The organism is Streptomyces paradoxus (genome assembly GCF_014202475.1).
GTDB lineage: Bacteria > Actinomycetota > Actinomycetes > Streptomycetales > Streptomycetaceae > Streptomyces > Streptomyces paradoxus.
Genome location: NZ_JACHGV010000001.1, coordinates 682,212 through 694,613 on the forward strand (window position 1 = coordinate 682,212; position 12,402 = coordinate 694,613).

Annotated in this window: 10 protein-coding genes; 7 read left to right on the forward strand and 3 right to left on the reverse strand. The window is 71.4% G+C overall.

All coding sequences use genetic code 11. From position 1 onward, the window contains the following. Positions 1-22 precede the first annotated feature (22 nt). Together HNR57_RS03090 and HNR57_RS03095 are read right to left on the reverse strand one after the other, a co-directional pair. Entirely contained in the window at positions 23-2,404 is a 2,382-nt protein-coding gene (locus tag HNR57_RS03090) for an MFS transporter (RefSeq protein WP_184555452.1), read from the reverse strand. Between the two features lie 156 nt (positions 2,405-2,560). Next, a complete protein-coding gene (locus HNR57_RS03095; RefSeq protein WP_184555455.1) occupies positions 2,561-3,004 on the reverse strand; it encodes an SRPBCC family protein in 444 nt (147 codons plus the stop codon). Positions 3,005-3,173: 169 nt separating this feature from the next. On the opposite strand from HNR57_RS03095, the gene HNR57_RS03100 reads away from it, so the two are divergent. From HNR57_RS03100 to HNR57_RS03115, 4 genes are all read left to right on the forward strand, one after another. Next, positions 3,174-4,214 (forward strand): Rv2578c family radical SAM protein, encoded by a 1,041-nt coding sequence (locus tag HNR57_RS03100; RefSeq protein WP_184555458.1) that lies wholly within the window; start codon positions 3,174-3,176, stop codon positions 4,212-4,214. 162 nt (positions 4,215-4,376) lie between these two features. Further along, positions 4,377-5,960, forward strand: a complete 1,584-nt coding sequence (locus tag HNR57_RS03105; protein WP_184555461.1) for an alpha/beta hydrolase — start codon at positions 4,377-4,379, stop codon at positions 5,958-5,960. 60 nt (positions 5,961-6,020) lie between these two features. Next, positions 6,021-6,419, forward strand: a complete 399-nt coding sequence (locus HNR57_RS03110) for a RidA family protein (RefSeq protein WP_184555464.1) — start codon at positions 6,021-6,023, stop codon at positions 6,417-6,419. Continuing rightward, entirely contained in the window at positions 6,416-6,943 is a 528-nt protein-coding gene (locus tag HNR57_RS03115; protein WP_184555467.1) for a GNAT family N-acetyltransferase, read from the forward strand. The genes HNR57_RS03110 and HNR57_RS03115 overlap by 4 nt, the downstream gene beginning before the upstream one ends. Positions 6,944-6,945: 2 nt before the next feature. Here the strand turns inward: HNR57_RS03115 and HNR57_RS03120 are convergent, their stop codons facing one another. Further along, positions 6,946-7,521, reverse strand: a complete 576-nt coding sequence (locus tag HNR57_RS03120; RefSeq protein ID WP_184555470.1) for an adenylosuccinate lyase — start codon at positions 7,519-7,521, stop codon at positions 6,946-6,948. Between the two features lie 394 nt (positions 7,522-7,915). Between HNR57_RS03120 and HNR57_RS03125 the strand changes: the two genes are divergently transcribed. The 3 genes from HNR57_RS03125 to ccrA all read left to right on the forward strand — a co-directional run bounded on the left by HNR57_RS03125 (position 7,916) and on the right by ccrA (position 12,393). Beyond that, on the forward strand, positions 7,916-9,721 hold the full coding sequence (locus HNR57_RS03125) for a 3-hydroxyacyl-CoA dehydrogenase family protein (protein ID WP_184555473.1): 1,806 nt from the start codon (positions 7,916-7,918) through the stop codon (positions 9,719-9,721). 115 nt (positions 9,722-9,836) lie between these two features. Next, a complete protein-coding gene (locus HNR57_RS03130) occupies positions 9,837-10,646 on the forward strand; it encodes a TetR family transcriptional regulator (protein ID WP_246554156.1) in 810 nt (269 codons plus the stop codon). A gap of 403 nt (positions 10,647-11,049) precedes the next feature. Next, the gene (gene ccrA, locus HNR57_RS03135; protein WP_184555479.1) at positions 11,050-12,393 is read left to right on the forward strand and encodes a crotonyl-CoA carboxylase/reductase; all 1,344 of its coding nucleotides are present in this window, start codon (positions 11,050-11,052) and stop codon (positions 12,391-12,393) included. Positions 12,394-12,402: the final 9 nt, after the last annotated feature.

The window sequence follows — 12,402 nt, forward strand, 5'->3', positions numbered from 1 at the left end:
CAGGCCCTCGGCCGGTGCCCGTTCAGTCCTCGTGGCTCAGCTGGAGATCCCGCTCGGTACGGCCTCCTCCGGCGACCTGGAGCACGGTGGCCACGGGCGGGTAGCCGGCGGCGATGACGGTGTACTCGCCGGAGGACAGGTCGACGAAGCGGAATGTGCCGTCGGCGCCGGTGGTGAGGGTGTCGACGACGTTGCCCGCCACGTCGAGCAGCGTCACGCGCGCGTCCTCGACGGGCCGGCCGCCGCCCGCCCGGACGGTGCCGCGCAGCACGGCGCCACCGGCCAGTTCGATGTCCCGGCGGGTCTCGCGCGCGGCCTGGACGGTGACGGGGAGCGCGGCCGGGCGGAAGGCGGGCGCACTGGCGGCGAGGGTGTACTCGCCGGCGACCAGATCGGTGATGACGTAGCCGCCCTCCCGGCCGCTGCGGGTGGTGGCCACGACCTCGCCGTGCACGTTGGTGAGCGTGACGGTGGCGTCCCGTACGGGCGTGCCGTCGGCGGTGACGACGGTGCCGATCAGGTTTCCTGCGCCGCCGAGGACGATGTCGAGTTCGACGGGGCGTTCGCCGACGGTCACGGAGACCGCCTGCGGCTGGTGGCCGCCGGCCGTGGCGATCAGCACGTACGAGCCCGGCCCCGGGGTGGCCAGTGCGTAGCGCCCGTCCTCTCCGCTGGCGCCGCGTCCGGTCTGCTGCCCGGTGGCGTCGATGAGGGTGAGCGCCGCGCGGGGCACGACGGTCCCGTCGTGGTGCTGCACCGAGCCGCACACGGGCCCGCCGGCTGCGTACGCCCGGGCCTGCGGGATCGTCCCCGGCGCCGTGTCCGGGGCGGTGACGGAGGCGTTGTGGGACACCAGGGGTTTCTCCTTGAGGAAGAGGGCGATGACCAGTCCGAGGACGAGCACCGGCACCAGGTAGAGGAAGATCCGCGGCATGGCGTCGGCGTACGCCCGGATGTAGTCGTCGCGCAGGGCCGGGGGCAGGGCGTGCACCAGCTGCGGGGTGATGGACTCGGGGTCCGGCAGCCCGGTGCCCGCGCGGGCGGGCAGGCGCTCGGCGAGGGCGTCGGTGAGCCGGCCGGCGAAGAGGGTGCCGAAGACGGCGGCTCCGACGCTGCCGCCGATCTGCCGGAAGTAGTTGTTGGCGCTGGTGGCCGTGCCGAGGTCGGCCGGGCGCACGGAGTTCTGCACGGCGAGGATCAGCACCGGCATCACCATGCCGATGCCGGCGCCGAGGACGGCCATCCAGATGCTGTAGTGCAGCCGGGGCGTGCCCACCTCCAGCCGGGAGAGCAGCCACATGCCCACGACGGAGAGGATGCCGCCGAGGACCGGGTAGGCCTTGTAACGGCCGGTGTGGCTGATGAGCCGGCCGACGACGACCGAGGCGCCGACGATGCCGCCCATCATCGGCAGCATGAGCAGGCCCGACTCGGTGGCGGAGGCCCCGTCGACCATCTGCAGGTACGTCGGCAGATAGCCGGCGGCGCCGAACAGCCCGACGCCGACCACCAGGCCGACCAGGCCGGTGACGTTGAAGACGGAGTCCCTGAACAGCCGCAGAGGGATGAGGGGTTCGACGGCGAAGTGCTCGGTGACGAGGAAGAGGACGGTCGCCGCCGCCGCTCCGGCCGCGAGGCCGAGGATCACGCGCGAGCCCCAGGCGTACTCGGTGCCGCCCCAGCTGGTCAGCAGGACCAGGCAGGTGGAGGCGGCGGTCAGCAGCAGCGCGCCGAGGACGTCCAGCCGGGCCCTGGCTGCCGGTTTGGGGAGCTTCAGCGCGACGGCGACGACGACGAGGGTGACCAGGCCGAAGGGGACGTTGACGTAGAAGCACCAGCGCCAGGAGAGGTGGTCCGTGAAGTAGCCGCCGAGCAACGGCCCGGCCACGGAGGCGAGACCGAAGGCAGCGCCGATCAGGCCCATGTAGCGGCCGCGCCGCCGGGGCGGCACGATGTCCGCGATGATCGCCTGGACACCGATCATGAGGCCGCCCGCGCCGACGCCCTGCAGGGCGCGGAAGGCGATCAGCTGGTCCATGGTCTGCGCCCGCCCCGCGAGCGCGGAGCCGGCGACGAAGACGACGATCGCGAACTGGAAGACGCCCTTGCGGCCGAGGAGGTCGCCGAGCTTGCCGTAGATCGGCAGTCCGACGGTGGCGGTGAGCAGGTAGGCGGTGATGGCCCAGGACATGCGGTCCAGGCCGTGCAGTTCACCGACGATCTTCGGGAGCGCGGTGGCGACGATCATCTGCTCCAGGGCGGCCAGGAGCAGGGCGAGCATGAGCGCGAAGAAGACCAGCCGGACCCGGCGGGTGCTGGGCCCGGTGTCCGGTTCCGGCGGCGGTGCGGGGGTCTCGGGAGGTGCCACCGCCGGTTCGTCCTGCGCCAGAGTGATCCCGCCCACTCACCGCTCCCCTCGTCGCGCTGCCGCGCAATTCCCGCGTAAAAGCGACAACTACGAGCAAGCGCGACGAGTTACGGCGCAGGAGCGAGCCGTACGGAGATCACCCGAACCGGTGAGGGGCGGCAACACCCCTGTCCTGTCCGCGTCTTGGGAGGGCTACTTCTCGACCTCGGCGGCGAGCTTGGTGAGCATCACGTCGTAGATACGGCCGAGGCCCTTGGGGGCGAAGGTCTTCTCGAAGAAGCCGCCGATGCCGCCGGCCCCGGTCCAGGTGGTGGTCACGACGACCCGGGACTTGCCCTCGCCGGCCGGGGTGACCCGCCAGGTGGTGACCATGGAGGAGTTGCGGTCCTTCTCGACCAGCTCCCCGTCGGTGGGCTCACTGACCTCCAGGAGGCAGTCGCGCACGCGCTTGCTGGTGGCCTGGAGCTTCCAGTGGACGAGGGTGCCCTCGCCGTCCCCGCCCTCCCGGACCTCGTACTCGCTGAACTGCTCGGGCAGCAGCTTCGCGCGCGTGCCGTTGTAGTCGGCGAGGGCGTCGAACACCGTCTCCGCGTCCGCCGCGACGATCCGCTCCGTAGTGGCTTCGACCTGCGCCATCGCTTTCCTCCAGGACCTGGTTGCTCGGGGGTCGGGGCAAGCCAACCACCCCGCCGCCCGGCCCCCCAAATCGGGGTGGCCGAATCGGTCGAACGCGTTCGGAAAACACCCTCGCACGATCAAGGGAACATGTGTTCTATTCTGTGGTCAGTGCTACCGAGGAGGCGTCATGCGCTGGGAGAACCTCACATCGGACTCCGAACACGGCCGGGCCGATGCCGCGCTGTTCGGCGCGGACGCGGTGACCACGCGAACCTTCGACACGCCGGAGTTCCGCGGGATCACCTTCCACGAGATCCGGGCCCGCTCGATCATCAACCGGGTGCCGGCGGTCTCGCGGATGTCGTTCCAGTGGACGGTCAACCCCTATCGGGGCTGCTCGCACGCGTGCGTGTACTGCTTCGCGCGCAAGACGCACAGCTACCTGGACCTCGACACGGGCCTCGGCTTCGACAGCCAGATCGTGGTGAAGACCAACGCGCCGGAGCTGCTGCGCCGGCAGCTCGGCTCGCGCCGCTGGCAGGGCGAGCACATCGCGATGGGCACCAACGTCGACTGCTACCAGCGCGCCGAGGGCCGCTACCGGCTGATGCCGGGCATCATCGCGGCGCTGCGCGACCACGCCAACCCCTTCTCGATCCTCACCAAGGGCACGCTCATCCTGCGCGACCTCGAACTGATCGAGCAGGCGGCACAGGTGACCGACGTCGGCATCTCCGTGTCGGTCGGTTTCACCGACCAGGAGCTGTGGCGCACCGTCGAGCCGGGCACGCCCGCGCCCGAGCGGCGCCTCGACGTGGTGCGCACCCTGGCCGAGCACGGCATCGGCTGCGGGGTGCTGATGGCGCCGGTGATCCCGTTCCTGAGCGACTCGCCCGCCCAACTCCGCGCGACGGTGCGGGCGATCGCCGCCTGCGGTGCCACGTCCGTGACACCGCTGGTGCTGCATCTGCGGCCGGGCGCCCGCGAGTGGTTCATGGCCTGGCTGGGGCAGCACCATCCGTATCTGGTGGCCCGTTACGAGCGGTTCTACGCGGAGGGCTCCTACGCCCCGAAGTGGTACCAACGGCGGATCACCCGTCAGGTGCACGAACTGGCCGAGGAGTACGGCATCGGTCCCACGCGCGCGGGGATGCCGCGGCGCATCCGGCCCGCCGAGCCGGCCGAGGAGCCGCCGGTCACGGGGCCGACCCAGCTCACGCTGCTCTGAGACGGTTCGGAACCTGCCCTATTACGAGCATTCGAGCGCATCCGAAGATCCAATCGGGTCATGAGCATTACGGAATGAGTTCTTCCGGGACCACCTTCCGGGACGATGCCGCGAGGACGGCGACCCTCGCGGTCCTCCATCCCGCCGTCCTGGGAGGACTCCATGAGAAAACGCGCAGCCGCGCTCTGCGGCGCCGCCGTCGTCATGGCCGGCACCTTCACGGCCGTTCCCGCCGAGGCGAGCGCACCCGGCCCCGCGAACACCGTCCAGACCCCGAAGCTCACCTGGAAGAGCTGCGCCACCGACAAGTACCCGACGCTCCAGTGCGCGTCCCTGAAGGTGCCCCTCGACCACAGCAGGCCGGAGGGGGAGAAGATCACCCTCGCCCTGTCGCGCGTCCCGCACACCGCGCGGACCTACCAGGGCCCGCTGCTGGTCAACCCCGGCGGCCCCGGCGGCAGCGGGCTGACGCTCGCCGGATTCGTCGCGTCGTCCCTGCCCGCGAAGGTCGCGGCCCAGTACGACGTCATCGGCTTCGACCCGCGCGGGGTGGGGTCGAGCAAGCCCGCCCTGGACTGCGGGCCGGGCCGCTTCGCCCCGGTCCGCCCGGACTCCCTGCCGACGACGCCCGCGATCGAGAAGGCCAACCTCGACCGCGCCAGATCCTTCGCCGCCGCGTGCGGCAGGAAGTACGGGCACGTCCTGCCGTACATCAACACCACCAGCGCCGTGCGCGACATGGACGCGATCCGGCAGGCCTTGGGCGCGAAGAAGATCAACTACTTCGGCTATTCGTACGGCACCTACCTGGGCGCGGTCTACGCCACGTTCTTCCCGGAGCGGGTCCGGCGCCTGGTCCTGGACTCCGTGGTCGACCCGACCGACGTCTGGTACGAGGCCAACCTCAACCAGGACGTGGCCTTCAACGACCGTCACCGCGCCTTCCTGGCGTGGGTCGCCAAGAACGACGCGACGTACGGGCTGGGCACCGATCCGGAGCGGATCGAGGCCAAGTGGTACGCGATGCGCGCGGCCCTCGCGAGGAAACCGGCGGGCGGCACGGTGGGCGCCTCAGAGCTGGAGGACACGTTCATCCCGGGCGGCTACTACAACGGCTACTGGCCGAGCCTGGCGGAGGCGTTCGCGGCGTACGTGAACGACGAGGACTCCGAGCCGCTGGTCGAGGCGTACGAGAACTTCGGCGCGGTCGACGCCTCCGGTGACAACGGTTACAGCGTCTACACCTCGGTGCAGTGCCGGGACGCCCACTGGCCGCGCGACTGGCGGCAGTGGCGCAAGGACAACTGGGCGGTGTACGCCAAGGCGCCGTTCATGACCTGGAGCAACGCCTGGTACAACGCACCGTGCGCGTTCTGGCCGACGGACTCGCTGCGCCCGGTGAACGTGGCCAACGGCAAGCTGCCGCCGGCCCTGCTGTTCCAGGCGACCGGTGACGCGGCCACCCCGTACGAGGGAGCTGTCACCGCGCACCGTCTGCTGGCCCGTTCCAGCCTGGTGGTCGAGGAGGGCGGCGGCAACCACGGCGTCACGCTGAGCGGCAACGCCTGCCTGGACAACCACCTGGCGGCGTACCTGACGGACGGCACCGTGCCGCGCGGCCACGGCGAGGCGGACGCGGTGTGCGAGGCGCTGCCCGACCCCGAGCCCGCGGCGGCGACCGCCAAGGCGGCCAAGGCCTCCTCGAACGGCTCGGCGCTGCACGGCCTGCTCGGCTTCCGTCACTGAGCGGCTGACGACCTGTCGGGGGCGGCGGGCGCTGTCGGTGCCATGGTCCACCATGGACCCATGAGTGAGCTGACGAGGATCCCCGCCCCCGACGGCGTCGCCGCCGCGCCCCAGTACAGCCATGTCGTCCTGGGCACCGGCCGCTTCGTGGCGATCGCCGGTCAGCTCGCCCTCGACGAGCAGGGGCGGCTGGTCGGCGAGGGCGACCCGGCGGCGCAGGCCGGCCAGGTCTTCGAAAACCTCCGGCGCTGCCTGGCGGCCGCCGGTGCGACCTTCGACGACGTCCTCAAACTCACCTACTACGTCACGGACATGGCCCATTTGCCGGCCCTGCGCGGTGCCCGCGCCCGGTACATACCCGACGACCGGCTGCCGGCCGCGTCGGCGGTACAGGTCGCGGCGCTGGTCCGGCCGGAGTTCCTCATGGAGGTCGAGGCGTTCGCGGTGGTCGCGCCATGAGCGGGCTGCGGATACGCGAGATGACACTCGCCGACTGCGACCGCGTCGCGGAGATCCGCGTCGGCGGCTGGCGCAGCGCCTACCAGGGACTGATCCCGCAGTCGTACCTGGACGGGCTCAGCGTCGAGGAGGACGCCGAGCGCCGTCGCACCCGCCTCACGCAGGGCGACGGCAGTGTGGTGAACCTGGTCGCCGAGGACGCCGGCGGCGAGCTCGTGGGCTGGGCGTGCCACGGCCCGTACCGGGAGGGCGAAGTCCTCACGAGTGACGCCGAGTTGTACGCCATCTACGTCCATCCACGGCATGTGGGGCAGGGCGCGGGGCGGGCACTGCTCGCCCGGGCCGTCGCGGGCTGCGCGGCCGCGGGCCACGGCCGTGTCCTCCTGTGGGTGCTCAAGGGGAACGACCGGGCCCGCCGCTTCTACGAGCGGGCCGGCTTCCGGGCGGACGGCGCCGAGGAGCCCTTCGAGGTGGACGGGGTCACGGTCCCGGAGGTGCGGTACGCCAGGACACTCCCCCGCTGACCTCACCGCTGCTTCGGGATCCGCCCCAGCGCCCGCACCGCCGCCTCGGCCAGCACCGGATGCGCGAGCGCCTCGTTCAGCACGGGCCGGGCCCGGGTGTCGCCCAGCGCACCGAGCCCGTCCACGCAGGCGAGGGCCACACGGCGGTACGGATCGTGCGGGCGCAGGCGCCGCTGGAGTGTGGTGATCAGCGCGGGCACCGCCTCGGGGGCGCGCAGCTCGACCAGGAGCCGCACCGGCTGCAGGGCGTAGGCGACGCGCAGCTCGTTGGTGGCGAGGGCGGCGGCCGCCCGGGCGGTCCGCGGGTCGCCGAGCCGGGCCAGGGCGTGGGCGGCGGAGGCGCAGCGCGGGGGGTCACGGTGGTTGAGCAGCAGCACCAGAGCCTCGAAGGCCCGCCGGTCCCGCGCGAGCCCCAGCCGGAACGCGGCCAGTTCCCTCGCCCACAGGTGCTGCCCGGGTTCCGTCAGCACCGCCGCCAGGGTGTCGAGGTCGTCGGTCGCCACGAGCCGCTCGAACGCGGGCGGCGCCCCGGACTCCTGCCGTAAGCGCTCCGTGAGTGATCGCAACTCTTCGCTCATGCCACAGAGGTTAAGTGCGGCGCGGTCCGTGCGGGACGTACATCACAAAGACGAGGGCTGGCGTGCTCGTTACCCGCCAGTTAAGCTCAGACGAGCGAGTTACCCACTCGCATTCCTCACGGCGGTCTGGTGACGCGGCTGTCGTGAGAGCAGTCGGTTCGGTGCCTCAGGTACCGCAGTACGGCTCGGCCCCGGGACAGGGCCGGTCGGAACGCCGTTTCGCCCCGGGCGTGTGCACGCCCGCCGAGCGGCACCGGGCGTGTGCGCTTCGCAGCCCGGCCAGCACCCGCACTTCATCACGCACCCGGTGCGCCCGTGGTCCGGCCCCTGCCGGGCCGCCTCCGGCGCACCCGGAGCGCGTTCCCCGTCGTCACCCTCATCCTGGAGTCCCGCGATGGCCACTCCCCTTTCCGACCCGTCCCAGTCCCCGCTGCAGACCGTCGCCGTCGTCGGCCTCGGCACGATGGGCACCGGCATCGCCGAGGTCCTCGCCAAGGCCGGCCGCACGGTCATCGGCATCGACATCAGCGAGGCCCAGGCCGCCAAGTGCGTCGCCGCCCTGGAGGCATCCACGGCTCGTGGCGTCGAGCGCGGCCGGCTGACCGAGCAGGAGCGCGCCGGGGTCCTCGGCCGTGTCCGCACCTCCGCCGACCTGCGCACTGCGGCCGACGCCGACCTGGTCATCGAGGTGGCCCCGGAGTCGTACGAGGTCAAGCAGCAGATCTTCCGGGAACTGGACGGGATCGTGCGCCCGGAGACCATCCTGGCGACCGGCACCAACGCCCTGTCCGTGACCCGGCTGGCCGCCGAGTCGTCCCGCCCCGAGCGGGTGCTGGGCCTGCACTTCTTCAACCCCGCCCCGGCCATGAAGCTGGTCGAGGTCGTCTCCTCGGTGCTGACCGCGCCGGCGGCCGTCACGGCGGTCACCGACCTCGCGCTGGACCTGGGCAAGGAGCCCGTCGCGGTCGGCGACCGTCCCGGTTTCGTCGCGGACGGCCTGCTGTTCGGCTACCTCAACCAGGCCGCCGCGATGTACGAGGCCAAGTACGCCTCCCGCGAGGACATCGACGCCGCGATGCGGCTGGGCTGCGGACTGCCCATGGGTCCGCTGGCGCTGCTCGACCTGATCGGCGTCGACACCGCCCGTACGGTCCTGGACGCCATGTACGCCGAGTCCCGCGACCGGCTGCACGCACCGGCCCCGATCCTCAAGCAGCTCAGCGAGGCGGGCCTGACCGGCCGCAAGGCGGGGCGCGGCTTCTACACGTACGAGGCGCCGGGCAGCGCGGTGGTCGTTCGGGACGCGCTGACCCCGGCGGAGGGCGGTGACCTCGCCCCCGGGCGGGAGATCAGCTCGGTCGGTGTCGCGGGCTCGGGCACCATGGCCTCCGGGATCGCCGAGGTCTTCGCCAAGGCCGGGTACGCGGTGGTCCTGGCCGCACGCAGCGCGGAGAAGGCGCAGACCGCGAAGGCCCGGATCGGCAAGTCCCTGAGCCGCTCGGTCGACAAGGGCCGGATGACCGCGGAGGCCGCCGCCGAGACCCTGGACCGCATCACCGCCACGGGCACCTACGACGACTTCGCCGGTGTCGACCTGGCCGTTGAGGCCGTCGCCGAGGACCTGGAGGTCAAGCGGCAGCTGTTCGCGGCCCTGGACAAGGTCTGCAAGCCGGGCGCGATCCTGGCCACCACCACCTCGTCGCTGCCGGTCGTCGCCTGCGCCCGGGCCACCTCGCGCCCGCAGGACGTGATCGGCATGCACTTCTTCAACCCGGCGCCGGCCATGAAGCTGGTCGAGGTGGTCCGGACGGTGCTGACGGCCGACGACGTCCACGCGACGGTCCGCGAGGTGTGCGGCCGGATCAGGAAGCACCCGGTCGACTGCGGCGACCGCGCGGGCTTCATCGTGAACGCGCTGCTGTTCCCGTACCTCAACAACGCGATCAAGATGGTGCAGGAGCACTACGCGACGCTCGACGACATCGACGCGGCGATGAGGCTGGGCGGCGGCTACCCGATGGGCCCCTTCGAGCTGCTGGACGTCGTCGGACTGGACGTCTCGCTCGCCATCGAGAAGGTCCTGCACCGCGAGTTCCGCGACCCGGGGCTCGCTCCGGCGCCGCTGCTGGAGCACCTGGTGGCCGCGGGCTGCCTCGGCCGCAAGACCGGCCGTGGCTTCCGCGAATATGCCAAGCGCTGAGCGTCCCGGCGACTGGTTCCGGTCCGGTGCCGAGTGGGGCGGCCTGCTCGGCACGGACCGGTTCCACGAACCAGGCCATGCGCAGCGAGCTGCGCACATGCAGTACGTTCAGGGCATGCCCCAGCCCGCCAAGTCCTCACGTACACCAGCCGCGACCGACGCGCCGGAGAGTGCCGCCGGCTCTCGCGCCGCCGCCCAGCGGCTCAAGATGCGCCGGGAACTGGCGGCCGCCGCGATGGAGCTGTTCGCGACGAAGGGGTACGAGGCGACCACCGTCGACGAGATCGCGGCCCAGGCCGGGGTCGCCCGCCGCACCTTCTTCCGCCACTTCCGCTCCAAGGAAGAGGCGATCTTCCCCGACCACGACGACACCCTGATCCGCGCCGAGGCGGTGCTCAACGCCGCCCCCGCGCACGAGCACCCGCTCGACACCGTGTGCCGCGGCATCAAGGAAGTCATGAGGATGTACGCGGCCCGGCCGGAGATCTCGGTCGCCCGCTACAAGCTGACGCGCGAGGTTCCCACCCTGCGCGAGGCGGAGATCGCGTCGGTGGCCCGCTACGAGCGCCTCTTCACCCGCTATCTCCTCGGCCACTTCGACGAGCGCGCGCACGCCGACGACGCCAACGACGACCCGCTGCTGGCGGAGGTCGCCGCGTCGGCCGTGGTCACGGCCCACAACCATGTGCTGCGGCGCTGGCTGCGCGCGGGTGCCCAGGGGGACGTGGAGGCGCAGCTGGACCACGCCTTCGCGATCGTGCGGAAGACCTTCGGCACGGGCATCGGGGCCGGGCGCTCCACGGACGCGCAGCCGGCCGTGGCCACGGCCTCGGCGCAGGGCGAGGTGCTGGTGACGGTCGCCCGCACCGACGCGCCGCTGGACGAGGTCATGCGGACGATCGAGCAGGCGCTCAAGGAGCGCTGAACAGCCCTTCGGCAGGCTCTGAGCGGCTTTCGCCACTGTGATGACGGCCACCCTGCGGGGTGGCCGTTTTGGCATGTCAGGGGCCGTTTTGCAGGCTCCTGGAGGGCCCGTTCGATCGATCATCGCTCATTTGTTACGTAAAGATTTCATCTGAGGCCAAGTTCTGGCACTCAGTGCCTTGCGGGGTGACACGCGGTGTCATACGTTGAAGAGGTCCGGGCGACGTCCCAGCAAGCTCACCCGCCTGCTCGCCCGGGCGCCTGCGTCACAGGCAACCTCCCGCGCCACCCAGCGCTGCCGAACAGCACCACCGCCGAACCGACGGCACACCCTCAACCCTCAGCAGCACCGACGTAACCATCGGCGCCCCTCCCTCAGGGCGCTCACCGCCGGAGGCAACACCGTGACCGTTAAGGACATCCTGGCCGCGATCCAGTCGCCCGACTCCACGTCGGAGGACTTCGCCGCCCTCCCGCTCCCCGAGTCGTACCGCGCGATCACCGTGCACAAGGACGAGACGGAGATGTTCGCGGGCCTCGCGACCCGCGACAAGGACCCCCGCAAGTCGATCCACCTGGACGAGGTGCCGCTGCCCGAGCTCGGCCCGGGCGAGGCCCTGGTGGCCGTCATGGCCTCGTCGGTCAACTACAACTCGGTGTGGACGTCGATCTTCGAGCCGCTGTCGACGTTCGGCTTCCTGGAGCGCTACGGCCGGCTCAGCGAGCTCACCAAGCGCCACGACCTGCCGTACCACATCATCGGCTCCGACCTCGCGGGCGTCGTCCTGCGCACCGGCCCGGGCGTCAACGCCTGGCGGCCCGGCGACGAGGTCGTCGCGCACTGCCTCTCCGTCGAGCTGGAGTCCAGCGACGGCCACAACGACACGATGCTCGACCCCGAGCAGCGCATCTGGGGCTTCGAGACCAACTTCGGCGGCCTCGCCGAGATCGCGCTGGTCAAGTCCAACCAGCTGATGCCTAAGCCCGACCACCTCAGCTGGGAGGAGGCCGCCGCACCGGGTCTGGTGAACTCCACCGCCTACCGGCAGCTGGTCTCCCGCAACGGCGCCGGCATGAAGCAGGGCGACAACGTGCTCATCTGGGGCGCGAGCGGCGGACTCGGCTCGTACGCCACCCAGTTCGCGCTGGCCGGCGGCGCCAACCCGATCTGCGTCGTCTCCAGCGAGCAGAAGGCGGACATCTGCCGCTCGATGGGCGCCGAGGCGATCATCGACCGCAACGCCGAGGGCTACAAGTTCTGGAAGGACGAGAACACCCAGGACCCCAAGGAGTGGAAGCGCTTCGGCAAGCGCATCCGCGAGTTCACCGGCGGCGAGGACATCGACATCGTCTTCGAGCACCCCGGCCGCGAGACCTTCGGCGCGTCCGTCTACGTCACCCGCAAGGGCGGCACCATCACCACCTGCGCCTCGACCTCGGGCTACATGCACGAGTACGACAACCGCTACCTGTGGATGTCGCTGAAGCGGATCATCGGCTCCCACTTCGCCAACTACCGCGAGGCCTGGGAGGCCAACCGGCTCATCGCCAAGGGCAAGATCCACCCGACCCTGTCCAAGGTGTACTCGCTGGAGGACACCGGCCAGGCCGCCTACGACGTGCACCGCAACCTGCACCAGGGCAAGGTCGGCGTGCTGTGCATGTCCCCCGAGGAGGGCCTGGGCGTGCGCGATCACGAGAAGCGCGCCAAGCACATCGACGCCATCAACCGCTTCCGCAACATCTGAGACACCCGG